The following is a 19,336-nucleotide window of genomic DNA, read 5'->3' as shown; positions in this document are numbered from 1 at the left end:
TGCCCGCCGGGTATAGCACCCGAATCAGGGCGGAGTGCCGGGGAGGATCTCCCGGAGGCAGCGCGAGATGTCGCCGCGCCACGTCCACTGTTGTGGGTAGCCGAGCGACACCTCCTCGAAGCGCACGCCATCGCGCCACAGGGTGGCGGGCATGTGCAGGTGGCCGGTGACGACCACCTCGGCGCGAAAGCGCGTGTGCCAGTCCTCCGTCTTCTTCGTGCCGCACCACAGGGAGAAGCGGGGGATGCGCGGCAGGCGCACGTGCTCGTAGCGCAGCGGGAAGTGGTTGATGAGCACCGTGGCGCAGTCGCCTGGCAGGGCCTCCAGGCGGGCGCGGGTGTGCTCCACGCGCGCGGCGCACCAGGCGGCGCGCGACGGGTAGGGGTCCGGGTGGAGCAGGGCCTCGTCGGTGCACAGCACGTTGCTGTCCATGGCCCACTGCACGGCGCCCTCCTCGGAGACGTCGTCCGGCCGGAACGAGTAGTCGTAGAGCAGGAAGAGCGGCGCCAGGATGCGGGCAGGCCCCTCTCCCGGCCAGCGCGGGTAGGGGTCCTCCGGAGTGAGCACGCCGTGGGCGCGGCACAGCGCCACCAGTTGCTGGTAGCGCGCCTCGCCCCGGAGGGCGGAAGGCTCGCGTGACACCGTCCACAGCTCGTGGTTGCCGGGCACCCACAGCACCTGGCGGAAGCGCGCCGTCAGCGTGCGCCAGGCGAAGTCGAGCTCCTCCAGTCGCTCCCCCACGTCGCCCGCGACGATGAGCCAGTCCTCGGGATGGGGGGGGAGCGACTCGAGCGCCCTCCGGTTGTGCTCGTGGCGGAGATGGAGAACACTGAGGGCGTAGAGCTTCATGGGGGGCCGTACCATCCACTGTAACGGACGCTCCGGCCCGGGGTCCGTTTCTCGTGGGGGGTGGAAGCAACCAGCCATGCGCCGGGAAGGACGGGCGAGGTGGCTTTTCCTTCGCGCCTGCTCCAGGCAGCATGAGGCCCCTTCTCGTCCGGCCCGCATGATGGGGAAAGAGTCCGCACAGACCTCGCCGGCCCGCGCTCCGGCGGCCGCTGCCGAATCCGGCGATCTCGTCGTGCGCTCGGTGTTGCCGGAGGAGCTGCTGTCCGCCCTGGAGAGCGAGCGCGCGCAGTACCGGTGGGTGATGCTCAAGGGCGCCGTGGACGTGCGGCTGGAGGACGAGTCGATGCTCGGCCTGACGCCCCTGCCCGCGGCGGACCCGAGCTGGAGCGGCGGTCAGCTCATCGGCTTCCTCCCGGACGAGCGCCGCTTCGTGGGGGAGATCGTCCACCTGGATCCGACCACGGGGCGCGTCTTCCTCTCCACGCGCTCGCTGGGCCACATCAAGCCCGAGGTGCTCTCCGCGGAGCGCTGGGCCTTCCAGCCCTATGACTTCTCCGAGGCGCTGCTGGCGGCCTCGAAGGCCTACGACGCGCGGGGCCCCCGGGTGCGCGAGGCCCTGGAGAGGGTGCGCGGCCTCGTTCCGGACGATGGCACCGGCCCCAGCCAGGGCCCCGAGCACCTGTGGGACAAGCCCTGGGCCCTGCTCTGGGGCCCCCCGGGCACGGGCAAGACGGAGACGATGGCGCGGCTGCTCGCCCAGGCCGTGCAGAACAATCCCGGCGAGCGCATCCTCGCGGTGGCGCCCACCAACCGCGCCGCCGACACGCTCGCGCTGCGCGTGGCGCGCATGCTGTCCAAGGCCGGGGCCCTGCATGCGCCGGACACCACCTGCCGCGTCTTCCGCGGGGGCCTGGGCGTGGGCCAGGAGCTCACCCGGGCCTTTCCCGCCGTGCTCCATGACTCGAGCTACCAGAAGCACGCGGCGCGCATCGCGCACATGGAGGAGCGCGTGCGCGAGGAGTACCTCCAGGGGGCCTCGTCCTCGCGCCTGGCGGTGGTGAAGGCGGAGCTGCGCAAGGTGCGCGACGGGCTCACCGACGAGACGCTCTTCGTCGCGCGCGAGGGCTATGCCACCCTCATGGTGCTCACCGTGCACCGGGCGCTGCGGCTCGTCTCCGAGCTGGAGGGCGCCGAGCGCTTCGACAGGCTGGTGGTGGACGAGGCGGGCATGGTGTCGCGCGCGGCGGTGGGGCTGCTCGCGCCGCTGGCGCGCAAGGTGTTGCTGGGGGGAGATCCCAAGCAGATTGGCCCGGTGAGCCGGGCGCTGGAGGGGGTGGAGCGGCCGGTGCAGACGTGGATGCGCAGCTCGCCCCTGTCGCACCTGGAGGACGCGCGCGCGGCGGCGGAGCTGCCCCACGTGCTGCTCTTGCGCACGCAGCACCGCATGCACCCGCAGATTGGCGCGGTGGTGAGCCACTTCAGCTACGCGGGCATGTTGGAGGATGGCGAGGGGCCACGCACCCGGGAGCCCAAGAAGGTGGAGGCCTTCCCGGCGGCGCGCGCGTGCTGGGTGGTGCTGGACGAGGCCACGCGGGATGCGCGCCGGGTGTGCCACGAGCGCGGGGACTCGGGGCATGGCTACCGGCGGCCCTTCTCGGCGGAGCTGGTGATGGCCATCGCCGCGCCGGCGCTCAAGGCGGGCCTCAAGGTGCTGGCGGTGACGCCCTACCGGGCCCAGGCGGCGCTCCTGCGCGCGATGGCCGAGGAGAAGGGGTGGCACGAGTCGCGCTTCCAGGCGTCCACCATCCACCGGCAGCAGGGCACCGAGTACGACGTGGTGGTGGTGGACACGGTGGCGGCCGGGCGCCCCTTCGCCCCGAGCGAGCTCACACCCATGCTCAACGTGGCGGCCAGCCGCGCGCGCGAGTACCTCTTCGTCCTGTCCTCGCGCGCCGAGTCCGAGGCGGCCATTCCCTCGCAGTTGCTGGAGCTGCTCACCCCGGTGGCGCCGCGCCTGGAGCCGCGCTTCGCGCTGCAGCCCCTGCTGGTGATGCCGGGGGTGCGCGCGCGCGCGGCGCGGCGGCCCGAGGCGCTGGGCCAGGAGATCGACTCGCTCAAGGAGATGGGGCCCCTGTTCACGCAGGAGCAGGTGTCGCTCTTCGAGCGCCGCTTCGACGAGGGGCACCACCTGGTGCGGGGCGTGGCGGGCAGCGGCAAGACGTACGTGCTGGCGCACTGGGTGGCGCGCTACCTCGCCGAGCACCCCGAGGCGCGCGTGCTGGTGTCCTTCTTCAACAAGGCGCTCACCACGCTGCTCACGCGGCTGGTGGACGCGGCGCTGCGGCGGCGGCTCGGGCGGCGTGCCTCGTTCATGCTCCACCGTGTGACGCTCATGCACATGACGGGCACGGGCGGCTATGCCCCGGAGAGCTTCGACGCCGTGTTCGTGGACGAGGCGCAGGACCTGAGCGCCCAGGAGCTCGCCCACCTCTACGGGCTCGCCCGTCCCTTGTCCCGCGAGGGCGGGGCTCCCCTCAAGGCCTTCCTGCTCTTCGCGGACGACTCGCAGAACGTCTACGGCCACAGCCCCGTGGAGGCCCTGCGCCAGCAGTTGCCGGACGGGCTCGACTTCACCGGCCGGGTGCGCGTGCTGCGCGAGACGTTCCGCTCCACGCGCCAGGTGTCCGAGCTGGCCTTCAACGTGGTGTTGGATCCGCTCGGGCTGCACCGGGTGGGCAACCCCGGCATGCGCGAGTTCATGCGCGCCAGCGAGCTGCGCGAGCAGGGCCTGTTGGAGGAGCCGGTGGCGGGGGTGGACGGGCTGTACCGGCTGCAGAGCAGCGAGCGCGAGGGGCTGGTGCCGGTGGTGCGTGCCTTCGACTCGCCCCAGGCGGAGGAGGCGTGGCTGGTGCGCGAGGTGAAGCGGCTGCGAGCCCACGAGGGCGTGCGGCCCGCGGACGTGCTGGTGGTGGCGCCGGTGCGGCCCGCGCGGCTGGCCGAGGCGCTCGAGCGCGAGGGCCTCAAGGCGGTGGCCTTCGGAGGCCGGGGCGGCGAGGACGTGGCGGGCTTCAGCGTGGGCAAGGTGGACTACCTCCGGGTGACGACGGCCTTCTCGTGCAAGGGGCACGAGAGCCCGGTGGTGTTCTTCTGCGGCGTGGACGCGCTGGACGACATGGCGTGGATGGAGGGCCGGCCGGGACGCCAGGAGCGGGAACTCGAGCGCACGCGCCGCGCCCTCTTCTACGTGGGCGCCACGCGCGCCATGGTCCGCCAGTACGTGACGGGCCTGTCCGGCGCGCGCTTCACCCGGGTGGCCCTGGCGTACGCGCGGGCCCTCTCCCGCGAGTCCCGCCTTCCGACTCCACAGGTTGTGCCCACCACTTCACGGCGCGGTTCACGTGGCCATTGACCCCCGCCGGTCCGGCGGGGTGGAATGCATCGCATGAGCGACACCGAAGACACCACCGTCTACAAGGTCGTGGTCAACCACGAGGAGCAGTACTCCATCTGGCCCGCGGACCGCGAGCTTCCCCTGGGTTGGAAGGAGGCCGGCAAGCAGGGGCAGAAGGCCGAGTGCCTCGAGTACATCAAGGAGGTGTGGACGGACATGCGCCCCTTGAGCCTGCGCAAGAAGATGGAAGAGGCGGCCAAGAAGTCCTGAGGCGGCTCTCCGGGGCCCTTCACTTCGGCGTGCCGCCCGAGCCCGACAACAGGAAGGCCCGCAGGCGCTCCGGAGGACAGGGCTTGAGCAGGATGGTGATGCCGGGCGGAATGATGTCGCGTCCCGGCAGCTGCGTGGTGTGCAGACCGCAGAGCACCCCAGGCGTGCGGCTCCTCAAGGCCGCGATCAATGACAACCCATCCATACCGGGCAGGATGTACGCGGCGATGACGACCGAGGGAGGCTCCTCCTCCGCCATGCGCAGCGCCTCCTCCGCGCTCGTCGCCGAGCGCTTGGTGCCGGGCACGTCCCGCAGGAGCCGGCGCAGCGCGGAGAGCTGGAGCGGATCCTCGTCGACGAAGAGATAGGAGGGCGTGGCGTCCGCGGTCATCCAGGACCTCCCGGGCTGGGCATGTAACGTGATGGGTCCTCGGACGGACATACTACCCCAGTCGTCCTGGGAAACCAACCTCCCGAGTCATATTGCCACCGGTGAACCACTCGGGTCCCGGGACAATGGCAAAAAAGCTGGCAACCAGGCTGGGAGAGTGCGCGCGCGCAGCCCGGCAGCGCCTCAACCTCACACAGGAAGACGTGGCGGAGCGAGTCGGCATCGCCACGGAGGTGTACGGGCGCCTGGAGCGGGGAAACATGCTTCCGAGCGTCCCCACCTTCCGCAAGCTGTGTGCCGTGCTGTCCCTGTCCGCCGACGAGGCCCTGGGCTTGGCCTCCGCCGAGGGTCCCGCCTCCTGGACACCTCCCGCGCCGCCTCCCGAGGCCAGTGAGCCCGCGGAGCTGCGCCGCCTCATGCGGCGTGCCCGCCAGTTGGATCGCAACTCGCTGCGCGTGCTGAGCCTGGTGGCCGCGCACCTGGGGCAGAAGCACGGGTAGGCAGCAGCGTCGTCTCACGGGGAGAGCCTCGCGCGCAGTTTCTTCGCCGATGGAAAACCATGGAAGAGCACCACCTGTGGGTGTGCCTCCAGTGTCTCGCGCTCCTGGGTTCCCTTGGCGAGCGCTCGGTCTACTCCCAGCAACAATCCCTCATCTGGCCGCGAGCGCAACTCCTCCAACCTCCGCGCCAGCGGGCCCGCGTGCCAGGCATGGAAGAGTTCCAGCGCCACCTCGCGCCGCGTCTGGCGGTGGCGGAAGGTGACATCCGGTACACACAGGCCCGTGGCTCCCACGTTGCGTGGCAGGGGCAGCAGGTCCAACTCCCACTCCGCGTCCTCGAAGCCCTCGGCGAGCGATGCCACCTCCGGGGGGATGTGTCCGAGCGCGGACCCATGAGGTGACACGAGGGGGTCCTTCTCGTCGAGCACGAGCGTCACCCGGCGCCGGGGCGTTTCAAGGGCGGCGGTGAGCTGCCAGCGGGTGAGCACCGGCACCACCGACAGGAAGCTCGCCAGCTGCAGTCCGTACTTCTTCTGCAGCGACAGCATGGCACCTGGGCCCTCCACCTCCAATATCCAGTCCTCGCCCTCGCGCCGCACCTCGGCCACGAGCCGGCAGAACTTGAGCCAGCGCAGCACCTTGCGCACCCGCAGCAGCTCCGGCGCCCGCGCCCGCAGTGTCAGCCGCCGCGCGTCGAACAGCGGGCCCTGGGCGAGCGCGAGGTTGTAGCGATCCAACAGCTCCGCGGGGCCGAGCGCCTCCCAGTCCAGCAGGGCGCGGTGACCTGGGAGGTCGGCATAGAGGGCCTCGCGCAGCTCGGGCAGGGGCTTGGGCAGCAGCGCGGCGAGCCGCTCCTCGTAGTGCTCCACGGAGGCGCCCGCGGGCAGGGCGAGCCGCACCCGGGCCGCTTCCCGGAAGGCCGCCGCGCGCGCCTCCACGGCCCCCTCGGCGGGCTCGTCGAAGCGCATCCGGTCCACCAGCAGCTTCACGAGTCCCCGCGCCACCTTGGGGCGCGCATGGGCGCCGGCCCGCAGCGCCAGGGTCTCCTCCACCTCGTCGCGCGAGTGGCCCCGCCCCGCCTCCACGCTGGCGATGAGCTCGTCCGCGAGCGCGAGCAGCGCCGGCTCGTCGCGCCGGACGAAGGTAGGCCGCAGCTTCGCGTCCCTCGTGCGGAAGAGGAGCAGCTCGCGCGTCAGCATGCCTCGCCCCCTTCCTCCTGGTAGGCGCGGTGCTGGCGCCGCCGCTCGCTGATGGAGGACTCGGCCGTCTGCGCCGAGCACACCTCGTACAGCAGGGCGCGCTTGCCGGGGCGCTGGCGCAGGATGCGGCCCAGGCGCTGCACGTGCTCGCGCACGCTGCCACTGCCGCTGAGCACCACGCCCACGCGCGCCTCCGGGACGTCCACGCCCTCGTTGAGCACGCGCGAGGTGAGCAGCACGGGCAGCTCTCCGCTCGAGAACGCGGCGAGCAGCGCCTTGCGCTCGGGCACGGGCGTGTGGTGCGTGAGCGCGGGCAGCAGCAGCCGCCGCGCCAGCGTGTACACGGTCTCGTTGTCGTCGGTGAAGACGAGCGTGCGATCCTCGCGGTGCTCGAGCAGCACGCGCCAGAGCACGTCCAGCTTCGCGCTGGAGGTGAGCGCGATGCGGCGCTGCTCGCGGTAGGCCCGGTAGGCGGCGCGGCCCTCCTCGGTGCGCTGGCTCTCCGCGAGGAAGCGCGCCCAGCCCTCGGGCACGTCGAAGCGGATGCCGCGCTGGCGGATGAAGCCGAGGTAGAGCTTGCGCGCCTCGTCGTGCCGCGTCTGCTCCTCGGGCGTGAGGGGGACTTCAATCCGGCGCACCTCGTAGGGGGCGAGGAATCGCCCCTGCAGCTCGCGGATGTCGGTGCGGTGCACCAGCGGCCCGAGCAGCTCCTCGCACACGCGCTCGCCCCCATCGGTGCGCTCCAGGGTGGCGGTGAGGCCCAGCCGGTAGGGCGCGAGCGAGCCCTCGGCGATGAAGCGGTAGCTCGGCGCGGGCAGGTGGTGGCACTCGTCGCACACGAGCAGCCCGAAGCGGTTGCCGTGGAACTCCGTCTGCATCGCCGCGGAGTCGTACGTCGTCACCGTGAGCGGTTGCCGATCACTCACCCCGCCGCCCAGCATGCCCACCGTCTGGCCCAGGTGCCGCGACAGCACCCCCTGCCACTGCGTCATCAAATCCAACGTGGGGACGACCACCAGCGTGGGCCGCTTCACCTGGACGATGGCGAGCACCGCCAGCAGCGTCTTGCCCGCCCCGGTGGGCAGCTCCACCAGTCCGCGCCCTCCGGCCTTCAGCCAGGCCTCCAGCGCGGCCTTCTGGTGGGGGAACGGCTCTACCGGGGCCGTCAGGTCCACCTCCAGCGGCTCGAAGCGCCGGGCCCGGTCCTCGTACGCCTCGCCCAGCTCGCGCAGCCGCAACACCACCCGCCGGTAGTGCCGCGCCTCGCTCCGGTACACACCCGTGCGCGCATCCCGCTGGAACAGGGCGCGCAGGGCGCCATCGTCCGGCAGGGTGGGCGCCACCAGGGTGCCGCAGTCGAAGTGGAGTTCGGTCGCCATCGGCAGAGGGGGGAAGTTCGGAGTAACCCGATTTACGAACCCACGCCAGCATAGGACCTTCCAAGTCGCGTGCTGGCTGCTCGGGGAGCGCGGACGCGCCTCCCTCTGGCGGGACGATGTAGGGTGGGGTGGCTCCAGGGCCCACGCAGGCTCGCCCGCCGGGCGAGGAGGGGAGTGTACACCGGAGGTCGACGGCGGAACGAAGGCGTCGAGAGGCTCCTCTTCATGCCCGGAAGCCTCTAGCCTGCGCGCCTTCATGCGCCGCCTCGTCATCCTCAGCCCCCATCGGCCCTCCCGGGAGTTGCTGTCCCGCCTCCTGGCGGAGCCCGACCTGCGGGTGACCGCCCTGTCGGACGCGGACGAGGTGCTGGACACCCTCGCCGAGGAGGAGCCGGCCCTGGTGGTGGTGGACGCGCGCCGGCCGGACGAGGACCATCCGCTGATGCTGGGCCTGCTCAAGCGGCGCTACCCGCGTCAGCCCCTCATCACCCTGGTGCCCGGGCGCCTGCGGGTCTTCGACGGCCACGAGGAGCGCGTGCGTGACGTGCAGCAGGACGGCTCGGCCGAGGGACTCCACGTCCTGCTCGGGGAGCTGCAACGCGCCACGCGCGACCTGCTCGCCCAGCACCTGCTGCGTGTCCTCCGTCCTCCCACCGGCGAGGCCTGAGCCCGCCGCCTGACGCGAGACGGGGAGAAGGCCGCGCTCCGAAGAGGGAAGAAGTTTTCCCTCCGAGGGCCGACGCGTTCCCTCGTCCTCGAGGCCGTGGCGCCAACCCCTTGAAAAGTCGAGGGCGCGCCCGCCGCGTGGGCTCGGCACGGCGGCTGCTAAGGCTTCCTGTCGCGAGCGGGGGGACGGGGCCGCGCGGGTAGGGGGACGCGGCCCCGGGAGGGGAGCTCGTGACGGGAGGGCCTGGAAGGGGGGACCAGGCCGTCACGGGGGGGAAGAAGGGGGGTCGGGAGGGAGGGGGGCCCGAGGGGGAGCTCGACCGGTGGGGGCCGGTCGGGCTGCTTCATTTTCGCGCGGACAGGAAGGCCAGCACCTGGGCTTCACCCCAGAAGCGGGGGGTGAGGGCGCCGCCGGCGACGAAGCCGACGTGGCCGCCCTGGGCGGTCACCACGCGGTGCAGGTGGGGGTTGCCGGACACGTCCTTGGGAATCGTCGAGGCGGGGATGATGGGATCATCCTCGGCGCTCAAGAGCAGGGTGGGGCGGCGGATGGCGTGGAGCTGGGGGCCGGAAGAGGACACCTCGTAGTAGTGGGCCGCGTCGCGGAAGCCATGCAGCGGCGCGGTGACGGCGTCGTCGAAGGCGCGCAGGGTGAGGGCGCGCTCCAGGGCCTCGCCGTCGAAGGCGCCGGGGAACAGGCGCAGCTTCTCGCGGGCCTTCTGCTTGAGGGTGCGCAGGAAGCGGTCGCGGTAGAGCTTCTGGAAGGGCCCGGGCCCGTCGATCGCCTTCGAGCAGATGCTCAAGTCGTAGGGCGCGCTCACGGCGGCGGCGGCGTCCACGGGCGCGTCGTCCCCGGTGTCCTCGAGCAGCCGCAAGAGCACGTTGGCGCCGAGCGAGAAGCCCACCGCGTAGAGCGGGCCGGTGTGGCGCTGGCGCAGGTGCCGCATCACCGACAGCGCGTCCTCGATGTCACCCGAGTGGTAGGAGCGCGCGAGCCGGTTGGTCTCCCCGCCGCAGGAGCGGAAGTTGAGGGCGGTGGCGCCCCAACCGAGCTGCTGGGCACCGGTGAGGGTGACGTTCATGTAGCCCGAGCGCGAGGAGCCCTCCAGGCCATGCAGGGCCACGAGGTGGGGGGCGCCCGGGGGCCCGTCGAAGGAGTCGAGGTTGACGAAGTCCCCATCGGGCAGCTCCCAGCGCTCGCGCTTGAGGGGCGGGGCGTGCGTGGGGCGCACGAGCGAGGCGTAGATGGTCTGCGCGTGGGGGGACGCGAGGAAGCGCGCGGGAGCGAAGGGCTCGGTGGGTTGGAAGGACACGGACGGGCAGATATCACCCGCGGCGGGCGTGACGCATCGAGTAACAACCGCGCTGGCGCACGTCGTCGGCCTCGGCCGTCAGCTCGAAGAGGGCGAGGTATTTGTGCACGCGCTCCTCGAGCGTGGGGGCCTCGATGAGGCGGCACACCGCGTCGGGCTGGTAGTCGCGGCACACCTGGGGGCGCCGCTCGTAGACGGTGCACAGGTTGTCGGCGCCGAGGTGCGGGCAGCGCAGGCCCAGGGGCTTGTCGAGCGCGGCGATGTCGGGCGCCACGCAGCAGGCGCCACAGCGGGTGCAGTCCATGAAGGGGGGAGGATAACCCCGGACAAAGAAAAACGCGGCACCGGGGACGGGGTCCACGGCGCCGCGTTCGGGGAAGACGGTGGGCGGGCGACTACTCGTGCGAGCGCCGCTCGGGGGCCTCGTTCGTGCCCGTGGTGTTGTAGGGCATGGACTGGCCCGTTTGCACCGGCCAGGCCACCGGCGTGCCGCTGGCGGCCAGCGTGGGCCGGAAGCGCGTGCCGATGTCGAAGAGGGTGAAGAGCAGCAGCAGCACCACGAACACCATGGACGTGACGAACACGACCCGGTTGGCGCCCTGGTGATCCGCCAGGTGCATGAAGTACAGCGCCACGAGCGCGCCCTTCACCGAGGCGATGATGAGCGCGAGCGCCAGACCCCAGTTGGGCAGGTGGATCTTGCCGGTGACGACGGTGACGACGGTGAGCACCATGAGCGCCAGCCAGATGATGGCGTACTTGGCCGCGCCACCGTGGTGCTCCTCATGCATGTTCTGCGCTTCCTTGGATGACTCATTGGCTATCGAGGACATGAGCGGAAGCCTCCCTTAGATGAGGTACAGCATGGGGAAGAGGAAGATCCACACCAGGTCGACGAGGTGCCAGTACATGCTGCCCAGCTCGACGGCGGTGTAGTTCCGGGCGCTGAACTCGTTGCGGTTCGCCTTGAAGCCCACCCACGCCAGCACGATCATTCCGATGATGACGTGGAAGCCGTGCAGGCCCGTCGAGAGGAAGTAGATGGTGAAGTACATCGGCACGCCGGGCACCTGCAGCGACGGCTCCGTATCCGTGAAGTACGGCCCGGGCAGCTGCCCCACGTGGATCTTGTGCGAGTACTCGAAGTACTTGATGACGAGGAAGCCGAGCGCCATGAGGATGGTGAGGATGAACATCACCACCACCTGCTTGTTCTTCGCCTCCTTGGCGTAGTGCACCGCCATGGCGGCGGTGAACGACGAGGTGATGAGCACCAGGGTGTTGACGGTGCCCAGCGTGAGGTTCAGGTGACGGCTGGCCGCCGCGAACCCGTCGGGGAACATGAAGCGGTAGTTCGCGTAGCACACGAACAGACCGGCGAAGAGCAGGATTTCCGTGGCGAGGAACAGCCACATGCCCAGCCGCGCCGCGTGCTGCTGCACGTCGAGCGAGGCGAAGTGGGCGGCGACGGTCGGCACGGGGGGCACCCCGGGCGCGGAGTGCGCCGGGGCGGTGGAACTAGACTGCATCGGGCACCTCGGCCTTCTCGCGGTCCACGTAGAAGTGCGGCTCTTCCGTGTAGACGGGCTGCGGACCAATGAAGTTGTGGGTGGGGGGAGGGGACTCGGTCAGCCACTCGTAGCCGCGGCTGTTCCACGGATTGGCGGAGGCCTTCTCACCGTACACCAGGGAGTAGGTGAGGTAGATGGCCGTGATGAGGAAGCCGAGCGCCAGGAGCGACGCACCCGTCGTGGAGGCCACGTTGAGCGTCTGGAAGCGCTCCGGGTACTCGTAGTAGCGCCGCGGCATGCCCGCGTTGCCCAGGAGGAACTGGGGGATGAACGTGGCGTTGAAGCCCAGGATGATGAGCGCCGCAGACACCAGGCCCCACCCCTCGTGGTACGTCTTCCCGAACATCTTCGGGAACCAGTAGTGGAGCGCCGCCATGAAGGCCATGATGGTCGCGCCCACCATGATGAAGTGGAAGTGCGCCACCACGAAGTAGGTGTCGTGCCAGGGCACGTCCAGGGATGCCGTGGCGAACGCCACGCCCGTCATGCCGCCGAACACGGTGAAGTAGAGGAAGCCGCAGAAGTAGGCGAAGGGCGTCTTGAAGTCGACCGCGCCCTTGTAGACGGTGCCCACCCAGTTGAAGACCTTGATGGCGGTGAACACGCCCACCAGCATCGTCAGCACCGCGAACACGCCCGCGTTGAACGTGGACTGGCCCGACACGAACATGTGGTGGCCCCAGGCGAAGAAGCCCACGAAGGCGATGCCCAGCGACGAGAACGCCACCGCGCGGTAGCCGAAGATGTTCTTGCGGCTGTAGGCGGCCACGATCTCGCTCATCACGCCGAAGGCAGGCAGCACCATGATGTACACGGCCGGGTGCGAGTAGAACCAGAACAGGTGCTGGAAGAGCACCGGGTCTCCGCCGCGCGCCGGATCGAAGATGCCGAACTGGAAGAGCTGCTCACCCACCACCAGCAGCAGCACGAGGCCGAGCACCGGCGTCGCCAGCACCTGGATGCACGCGGTGGCGTACATGGCCCACACGAACAGCGGCATGCGGAACCAGGTGATGCCCGGGGCGCGCATGGTGTGCGTGGTGACGATGAAGTTGAGGCCCGTGGCGATGGAGCTGAAGCCGATGATGAACGCGCCGAACAGGATGGGCGCCACCGTCGTCGTCGTGTGCGTGCTGTAGGGCGTGTAGAACGTCCAGCCCGTGTCCATGCCGCCGTTGAGCATGCCCCAGATGGCGATCGCCGCGCCGGACAGTAGCAGGTAGAGCGACAGCAGGTTGAGCCGCGGGAAGGCCACGTCCTTGGCGCCCAGCATCAAGGGCAGCATGAAGTTGCCGAAGGCGCCGGGGATGGCCGGAATCATGAACAGGAAGATCATCACCACGCCGTGCATGGTGAAGGCGCGGTTGTACGTCATCGCGTCGACGATGGTCGGCCCCGGCGTCAACAGCTCCAGGCGGACCACCATCGCGTAGATGCCGCCCACGAGGAAGAAGAGCAGGACCCAGATGAGGTACATCACCCCGATGCGCTTGTGGTCGAGCGTCAGCAGCCACGACTTCACCGTGGTGCCATCGACGAGGTAGCTCGGGTGGTGATCGTGATGCTCACCACCCGGCGCGGGCACGGCGCCCGGTTCGGCTGCGATGCTACTGCTGGATGGGCTCATAGACAGGTCCTTGAGAAGCGCCGGTGGTGCGGATGTCCGGAGTGCGCAAAGTCTTGATGTATTCGACGATCGCCGCGGTCTGCGGCCCCGTCAGCTTGCCCTGGAAGGTGGGCATGGCGTTGGCGTAGCCCGTCACCAGGTGGGCTCCCGGGTCCATCATGGACTGGGTGATGTACGCCTCGTCCGCGCGGATGGCGCCGCCGTCCTGCAGCGTCGACTGACGGCCGTACAGCCCCAGGAACGTCGGTCCGATGTGCGGCTCGCCATTGACGGTGTGGCACTTGAAGCACCCCACCTCGGCGGCCACCTTCTGGCCCTGCTCGGCCATGCGCGCCGGCTGCGGCGCCAGGCTCAGGTCCGCCAGCGCGTCCTGGCGGTTGGCCAGGTCGCCGCGGCGCTGCTCCTTCAGCCACGCGTCCCACTCCTCGGGCGAGAGAACCACGACCTCGCCGAGCATCTTCGAGTGCGACAGGCCGCAGTACTCCGTGCAGAGGATCTGGTACGTGCCGGGCTTGGTGGCCTCGAACCAGGTCTGCGTGTAGCGCCCCGGCACCGCGTCCATCTTGATGCGGAAGGCCGGCACGAAGAAGGAGTGGAGGACGTCACGCGAGGTGATGAGCAGACGCACCGGACGGTTGGCCGGCACGTGCAGCACGTTCACCCCGTTGGGGCCCTCCGGGTAGGCGAACTTCCACATCCACTGCTTGCCCATGACGTAGACGTCCATCGCGTCCTTGGGCGGCGTGGTGACGAAGACGAAGTCCCGGAAGCCGATGACGAACCAGGTGAGGAAGAAGATGAGCGGCAGCGAGACGAAGAGGAACTCCGTCTTCACCGACGGGATGACGTACTCCGTCAGCTGCTCCGGCGTGCGGCGCCGGTAGCGGAAGAAGAAGTAGAGCGCCGCCGTGCCCACCGCGAACGAACTGAGCATCGTCACGGTGACGACGAAGATGTGGAGACTGTCCACACGCTCCGCGAAGGTCGAGGCCTGCTCCGGCAGGAACAGGATGTTGTTCAGCAACTCGTTCATGCTGCTGTGCCTTTCTTCAGCTCACGCCTCCAGTAGTAGGCGAGCATGCTCGCGAGCGCGCCGAACACCATGAGCGCGCCTATCCGGAGGAATCCAAAGATGTAGAAGCCGTACCGCCGGGTGGCGGTGTCATACTTGAAGCAGGTCAGGACGATGCGATCAAAACTGGTGCCGACCCGGCCCCCCGCGGCCTCGAGCAGGGCGAGCTTCATGTCCTTGGGCTGGAAGGACGTGCCGTAGAGGTAGCGCGAGATGGCTCCCTCGGGGGTGAGCACCATCACCACGGCCGGGTGCACATACTGCCGCGTCGACGCGTCATAGGTGTACTTATATCCCACCGCGTCCGCGAGCTGCTGGATGTTCTCCTGGGTGCCCGTGAGGAAGTGCCAGGGGGCCGTCTCCGGCAGGCCCATGGACTGCAGGTGGCGCCGGCGCCGCTCGAGGCTCTGCGCGGGCGTGTCCTGCGGATCGATGCTCACCGTCACCGCCTCGTAGTCCTTGCCCAGCACCAGGCCCAGCTCGCGCATGGTGCGGATCTGCTCGTTGATGACGAGGTTACAGAGCAGCGGGCAGTTGTAATACACGAGCGTGAGCAGCACCGGGCGCGTGCGCGGCAACACGTCGCGCAGTTGCACCGGCCTGCCCGACGAGTCGGTGAACGCCGTTTCCAGCGCCGCCAGCTCGCCCAGGTGCTCCTGCACGTCCACGCCTTTGAGTTGCGGCGGAGCGTCGGACTGCGCATCAATGATGCTCTGGGGCGTGCGACCGCCGCCCGGCAGCGCGGACGCGGGGGCCGCGACGCCGAGCGCCAGGACGAGCGCCGCCGTGGCGGCGCGCAGGGGCATGGACGAAGAGGGGGTGTACATCGTGCTTCTTCCTCTACTGCCGAGACACTACGGCTGGGGAGCCGGCGTGGGCTGCGGCTCGGGGGTGGGCGCGGGCGCCGCGGGCTGCTGGCGCGCGGCCGCCTGCTGGGCGATGACCTGGTCCATCGCCTGATTCAACGGGGTGCGGGATACCACGTTACGATCTTCCGCGTAGCCCTTGTCCAGCGCCTCCTGCTGGGAGCGGATCTTCTCCTCGGCGTGCGTGTCCTGCTGGAACAGGCGCTGGTTGACGATGCCGATCTCGTACGCCGTGCGGTGATCCTTGTCCGGGGTGATCAGAGCCGGGATGGGCGCGGCTCCCTCGGGGACGAACTCGTGCGTGGTCGCCACCTGCAGGCGCCAGGCCCAGATTCCGCCCACGATGAAGATGATGATGGAGCCCACTCCCACCTGAATCACCTTGCCGGTGTCGATGTGGTCTTCCTCGGACGACACGCCATGCGCACCGTGGACGACGCGCGACTCGACCTCCACCTTGCTCTTGTTGCTCATGGCTGCACGTACCTCAGCGACTCGGAGATGTAGGGGTCCTTCACCGGCACCGTATACCGGCCGCGGGTCTGCCACAGAGCTCCCGCCACCGCGATCCCCCCCACGCCGACGAAGGCGGTGAGGAGCGTCCAGTGGAACGAGGGGCCCTGGGGCGAGACGGCCGGCCAGATGAGCCAGTACATGTCCACCGCGTGCATGACCAGGATGTAGACGGCGATCACGGCCAGTCGGCGGGGCTGGAGCTTCAGCTTGCGCGATAGCAGCGTGAAGAAGGGCAGCAGGAACTGGCCGATGAGCAGCGAGAGCGACACGGGCAGCCACGGCCCCGTGATGCGCAGCCGGTACCAGCCCGCCTCTTCCGGCAGGTTGGCGGCCCAGATGAGGAAGAACTGGGAGAAGGCGATGTAGGCCCAGAACGCCGTGAAGGCGAACATGAGCTTGCCCAGGTTGTGGTAGTGCGCCGTCGTCACCAGCGACCCGTATCCGTCCTTGCCCTGCGCGTTCACCGTGGCGATCGTCACCACGCAGAACGCGCTCAGGAAGCTGCCGCAGAAGTAATAGACGCCGAAGATGGTGGACTGCCAGAGCGGCGTGAGCGTCATCAGCCAGTCGAAAGCAGCAAAAGTAATCGTCAGCGCAAGGAAGGGGAGCGAGCCCGGGGCGAACCGGCGCTGCTTGGCCGTCAACTCGAGCTCACCCGACGTGTCCTGCTGCAGGCTCCAGCCGCGCAGCCGCGAGGACACGAAGATCCACGTGAAGAAGTAGATGGCCTGGCGGATGTAGAAGAAGGTGAGGTTGAGGTAGGGGTGCTTGTGGTGCAGGTGGTGCAGCTCCACCTCGGTGAACTTCACCCCGTCGGTGCCGGGGAACACCCAGTTGGGCGCGTCCACCCAGGGGAAGAGGTACTTGGCCCCCGCGAGGATGGGCAGCACGAGCACGGCGAAGAAGATCACGCTCGAGCCCATGGTCTCCATGGTGCGGCGCAGCACGGTGATCCACTTGACCTTGGCGGTGTGGAAGATGGCCACCATGATGATGGAGGCCACCGCGATGCCCAGCCAGTAGCTGAAGCCGAACAGGTAGCTGAACAGGGCCTTCTGGGGGTCGAGCACGAAGCCGACGATGGTCAGCACGAGGCCGAGCACGCCCAGCGCTCCGGCCACCGTCATCGCCTTCGAGCCGCCCGTGAAACGATCCACGGCAATCATCGGTTCTCCTGCGGAAGGGGCTGCTGGCCGCCGGCCTTGGGGGCGCGAGCCGTCTGCAGCGCGCGAACGTAGGCCACCACGGCCCAGCGCTCCTGGATGTTGAGTTCGCCCGAGAAGGACGGCATCACGCCGTAGCCCTCGGTGATGGCGGCGTAGAAGTGGCCGTCCGGCTTGTTGGCGATGTCCTGAAGAGACGGGGGCAGACGCAGCGCCATGTTCTCGGCGACCACGCTGTTGCCGTCGCCGAGCCGACCGTGGCACTGGGCGCAGACGATGTTGTACTTCTTGTGGCCCTCTTCCAGCACGGCCCGGTCGAGCTTGAGCGGGTTGGCGCTGACGAACTCGCCATTGACCCGGCCGGTCGTCAGACCGGGAGCACCCACCAGGCGCTCGCGCGGAACGGTGCCCTCGGGGGGCGTGCGCATGGCCTTGCCATCCGCCCAGAACTCGTTCGTCTCGTAGTACTCGTACTTGGCCTGGGCCTCCATGCGCTGGAGGAACTCCGAGGGCACGTTGCAGGCGGCCAGGGCGAGCCCGGCCAGGGGGATGAGCCGCCTCATTCCTTCTCTCCCGTCACCACGGTCACCTGGGTCGCGCCCAGGGACTTGAGCTGATCCATGATCGCATCCGCCTGGAGCGTCGCGAACTGCGGCACGCTCAGCCAGTAGCCGTGCGTGGTGGCGCTGCGGAACGCCTCATGCTCGTAGGCCGGGTGGTACGGCTGCGGCAGGCGGGCGAGCCCCAGGACTCCGAAGAAGATGCCGAAGGCCGCCAGGAGCACCGTCAACTCGAAGGTGATGGGCACGTAGGCGGGCAGGCTGAAGATGGGGCGACCACCCACGTTGAGCGGGTAGTCGAAGCCGTTCATGTACGCCATGAACGAGATGGCGGTGGCGGTGCCGGTGAGGCCCGCGCACAGGGCGATGAAGGGCACGCGCGAGGGGGGCAGACCCAGCGCCTCGGAGCCGCCATGCAGCGGGTAGGGCGAGTAGGTGTCCATCCCCTCATAGCCCTTCTCCCGCATCTGCCGGGTGGCATCCACCAGGGCCTCGGGAGTGGCGAACTCGGCGAGGACCAGGGTTTCCAGGACCTTGGTTTCGGCGGACATGGTTCAGTGCGCTCCGTGGGTGAGGGTCCCGGCGGCGCCCGTGTCGGCGCCATGCGCGGCGTGGTGGGCGGCGTGCTTGAGCTCCAGCTGGAGCTCCTTCACCTCGCTGATGGCCACCGCGGGGACGAACTTGAGGAACAGCAGGAAGAGCGTGCCGAACAGGCCCAGCGTGCCGATGTAGAGGCACCAGTCCACCCACGTCGGGCTGTACAGGTCCCACGACGAGGGCAGGAAGTCCTGCGTCAGCGACGTCACGATGATGATGAAGCGCTCGCACCACATGCCGATGTTCACGACGATGGAGGCCACCCACATGATGGGGATGCTCGTGCGGCACTTCTTGAACCAGAAGATGTTCGGCGTGATGACGTTGCAGGCGATCATCAGCCAGTACACGCCCGCGTAGGGACCCCGCGCGCGGTTCACGTAGAAGGTCCAGATCTCGTACTCGTTGCCGGAGTACCAAGCGATGAAGTGCTCCATCATGTACCCGTAGGACACGATGAGGCCCGTCGCGAGGATGACCTTGTTCATGTTCTCCAGGTGGCGATCGGTGATCACGTCCCGGAGCTTGAGGTACTTGCGCGCCGGAACGATGAGGGTGATCACCATCGCGAAGCCGCTGAACACGGCGCCGGCGACGAAGTAGGGCGGGAAGATGGTGGCGTGCCAGCCGGGGATGAGGCCCGTGGCGAAGTCGAAGGACACGATCGTGTGCACGCTGAGCACGAGCGGGGTGGAGAGACCCGCCAGCAGCAGGTAGCCGATCTTGTAGTTGTGCCAGTGACGACCGGAGCCGCGCCAGCCGAGGGAGAACAGGCCGTAGATGATGCGCTGCAGCTTGCTCTTGGACGAGTCACGCAGCGCCGCCAGGTCCGGAATCAGGCCGATGTACCAGAACAGCAACGACACGGTGAAGTACGTGGAGATGGCGAACACGTCCCAGTCCAGCGGGGAGCGGAACTGGGGCCAGGCGCCCAGCGTGCTGGGGTAGGGCAAGAGCCAGAAGGCGAACCAGGGACGGCCCGTGTGCAGGATCGGGAACATGCCCGCGCAGATGACCGCGAAGATGGTCATCGCCTCGGCGAAGCGGTTGATGCTCGTGCGCCACTTCTGCTGGAAGAGCAGGAGGATGGCGGAGATGAGGGTACCGGCGTGGCCGATACCCACCCACCACACGAAGTTGACGATGTCGAACGCCCAGCCGTTGGGCTGGTTGTTGCCCCACACGCCGATGCCGCGCGCGAGCGTCACCGTCACGGCGACCAGGAACATGCCCAGGCCGACCAGGGCGATTCCGAACAGCAGGAACCAGCCCTTTCCCGGCTTGGCCCAGACGTGGTCGAGCAGGGTCTCGTTGAGCGAGGCGTCATCGTGGTGCGGCGGAACGAGCATCCGCGGCTCGAGCGGATCGACGCCAGGTGGGTGATGGATTGCGGTCTCGGCCATGAC

20 protein-coding genes are annotated in these 19,336 nt (G+C 69.2%); 4 read left to right on the top strand and 16 right to left on the bottom strand.

Annotated elements, in window-relative coordinates:
* Positions 1-24: 24 nt before the first annotated feature.
* Positions 25-849, bottom strand: coding sequence for a metallophosphoesterase family protein (locus D187_RS03255; protein WP_002622870.1), 825 nt, complete (start codon positions 847-849; stop codon positions 25-27).
* Positions 850-1,081: 232 nt separating this feature from the next.
* Here D187_RS03255 and D187_RS58650 point away from each other — a divergent pair, with 232 nt between their 5' ends.
* On the top strand, positions 1,082-4,258 hold the full coding sequence (locus D187_RS58650) for an AAA family ATPase (RefSeq protein ID WP_020917749.1): 3,177 nt from the start codon (positions 1,082-1,084) through the stop codon (positions 4,256-4,258).
* A 33-nt stretch (positions 4,259-4,291) separates the two neighbouring features.
* Positions 4,292-4,510: an MbtH family protein gene (locus D187_RS03245; RefSeq protein WP_002622872.1), complete on the top strand. Its 219-nt coding sequence runs from the start codon at positions 4,292-4,294 to the stop codon at positions 4,508-4,510.
* A 19-nt stretch (positions 4,511-4,529) separates the two neighbouring features.
* On the opposite strand, the gene D187_RS03240 is transcribed toward D187_RS03245, so the two are convergent.
* Positions 4,530-4,901 (bottom strand): response regulator, encoded by a 372-nt coding sequence (locus D187_RS03240; protein WP_002622873.1) that lies wholly within the window; start codon positions 4,899-4,901, stop codon positions 4,530-4,532.
* A 125-nt stretch (positions 4,902-5,026) separates the two neighbouring features.
* Between D187_RS03240 and D187_RS03235 the strand changes: the two genes are divergently transcribed.
* Positions 5,027-5,401, top strand: coding sequence for a helix-turn-helix transcriptional regulator (locus tag D187_RS03235; protein WP_043427871.1), 375 nt, complete (start codon positions 5,027-5,029; stop codon positions 5,399-5,401).
* 14 nt (positions 5,402-5,415) lie between these two features.
* On the opposite strand, the gene D187_RS03230 is transcribed toward D187_RS03235, so the two are convergent.
* Both D187_RS03230 and D187_RS03225 read right to left on the bottom strand, forming a co-directional pair.
* Entirely contained in the window at positions 5,416-6,600 is a 1,185-nt protein-coding gene (locus tag D187_RS03230) for a DUF790 family protein (RefSeq protein WP_002622875.1), read from the bottom strand.
* Positions 6,594-7,979 carry a DEAD/DEAH box helicase gene (locus tag D187_RS03225; protein WP_002622876.1) on the bottom strand — a complete coding sequence of 462 codons (1,386 nt, stop codon included), beginning with the start codon at positions 7,977-7,979 and terminating at the stop codon, positions 6,594-6,596. The genes D187_RS03230 and D187_RS03225 overlap by 7 nt, the downstream gene beginning before the upstream one ends.
* 256 nt (positions 7,980-8,235) lie before the next feature.
* Here D187_RS03225 and D187_RS03220 point away from each other — a divergent pair, with 256 nt between their 5' ends.
* Positions 8,236-8,646 carry a response regulator gene (locus D187_RS03220; RefSeq protein ID WP_002622877.1) on the top strand — a complete coding sequence of 137 codons (411 nt, stop codon included), beginning with the start codon at positions 8,236-8,238 and terminating at the stop codon, positions 8,644-8,646.
* Between the two features lie 343 nt (positions 8,647-8,989).
* Here the strand turns inward: D187_RS03220 and D187_RS03215 are convergent, their stop codons facing one another.
* From D187_RS03215 to nrfD, 12 genes are all read right to left on the bottom strand, one after another.
* Positions 8,990-9,958: a YheT family hydrolase gene (locus D187_RS03215; protein ID WP_002622878.1), complete on the bottom strand. Its 969-nt coding sequence runs from the start codon at positions 9,956-9,958 to the stop codon at positions 8,990-8,992.
* 13 nt (positions 9,959-9,971) lie between these two features.
* Positions 9,972-10,262, bottom strand: coding sequence for a YkgJ family cysteine cluster protein (locus tag D187_RS03210; RefSeq protein WP_020917748.1), 291 nt, complete (start codon positions 10,260-10,262; stop codon positions 9,972-9,974).
* A gap of 91 nt (positions 10,263-10,353) precedes the next feature.
* A complete protein-coding gene (locus tag D187_RS03205) occupies positions 10,354-10,791 on the bottom strand; it encodes a cytochrome C oxidase subunit IV family protein (RefSeq protein ID WP_002622880.1) in 438 nt (145 codons plus the stop codon).
* Between the two features lie 15 nt (positions 10,792-10,806).
* Positions 10,807-11,487: a cytochrome c oxidase subunit 3 family protein gene (locus tag D187_RS03200; protein WP_043427869.1), complete on the bottom strand. Its 681-nt coding sequence runs from the start codon at positions 11,485-11,487 to the stop codon at positions 10,807-10,809.
* Entirely contained in the window at positions 11,477-13,156 is a 1,680-nt protein-coding gene (locus D187_RS03195; protein WP_043427865.1) for a cbb3-type cytochrome c oxidase subunit I, read from the bottom strand. The genes D187_RS03200 and D187_RS03195 overlap by 11 nt, the downstream gene beginning before the upstream one ends.
* Positions 13,137-14,189, bottom strand: coding sequence for a cytochrome c oxidase subunit II (gene coxB, locus D187_RS03190; protein WP_002622883.1), 1,053 nt, complete (start codon positions 14,187-14,189; stop codon positions 13,137-13,139). Before coxB ends, D187_RS03195 begins: the two co-directional genes overlap by 20 nt.
* Positions 14,186-15,055: an SCO family protein gene (locus D187_RS03185; RefSeq protein WP_002622884.1), complete on the bottom strand. Its 870-nt coding sequence runs from the start codon at positions 15,053-15,055 to the stop codon at positions 14,186-14,188. The genes coxB and D187_RS03185 overlap by 4 nt, the downstream gene beginning before the upstream one ends.
* Before the next feature lie 27 nt (positions 15,056-15,082).
* Positions 15,083-15,568, bottom strand: coding sequence for a hypothetical protein (locus D187_RS03180; RefSeq protein ID WP_002622885.1), 486 nt, complete (start codon positions 15,566-15,568; stop codon positions 15,083-15,085).
* Complete coding sequence (locus D187_RS03175; RefSeq protein ID WP_002622886.1) at positions 15,565-16,776, bottom strand: hypothetical protein; 1,212 nt, start codon at positions 16,774-16,776, stop codon at positions 15,565-15,567. Before D187_RS03175 ends, D187_RS03180 begins: the two co-directional genes overlap by 4 nt.
* On the bottom strand, positions 16,773-17,336 hold the full coding sequence (locus tag D187_RS03170; RefSeq protein ID WP_002622887.1) for a c-type cytochrome: 564 nt from the start codon (positions 17,334-17,336) through the stop codon (positions 16,773-16,775). Before D187_RS03170 ends, D187_RS03175 begins: the two co-directional genes overlap by 4 nt.
* Positions 17,333-17,884, bottom strand: a complete 552-nt coding sequence (locus tag D187_RS03165; protein WP_002622888.1) for a DUF3341 domain-containing protein — start codon at positions 17,882-17,884, stop codon at positions 17,333-17,335. Before D187_RS03165 ends, D187_RS03170 begins: the two co-directional genes overlap by 4 nt.
* Before the next feature lie 3 nt (positions 17,885-17,887).
* Positions 17,888-19,333: an NrfD/PsrC family molybdoenzyme membrane anchor subunit gene (nrfD, locus tag D187_RS03160; RefSeq protein WP_002622889.1), complete on the bottom strand. Its 1,446-nt coding sequence runs from the start codon at positions 19,331-19,333 to the stop codon at positions 17,888-17,890.
* Positions 19,334-19,336 lie beyond the last annotated feature (3 nt).

Origin of the sequence: Cystobacter fuscus DSM 2262 (genome assembly GCF_000335475.2) — a bacterium.
Lineage (GTDB): Bacteria > Myxococcota > Myxococcia > Myxococcales > Myxococcaceae > Cystobacter > Cystobacter fuscus.
The sequence above is the reverse complement of the archived record's forward strand: the minus strand, read 5'-3'. Positions and strand labels throughout refer to the sequence as shown.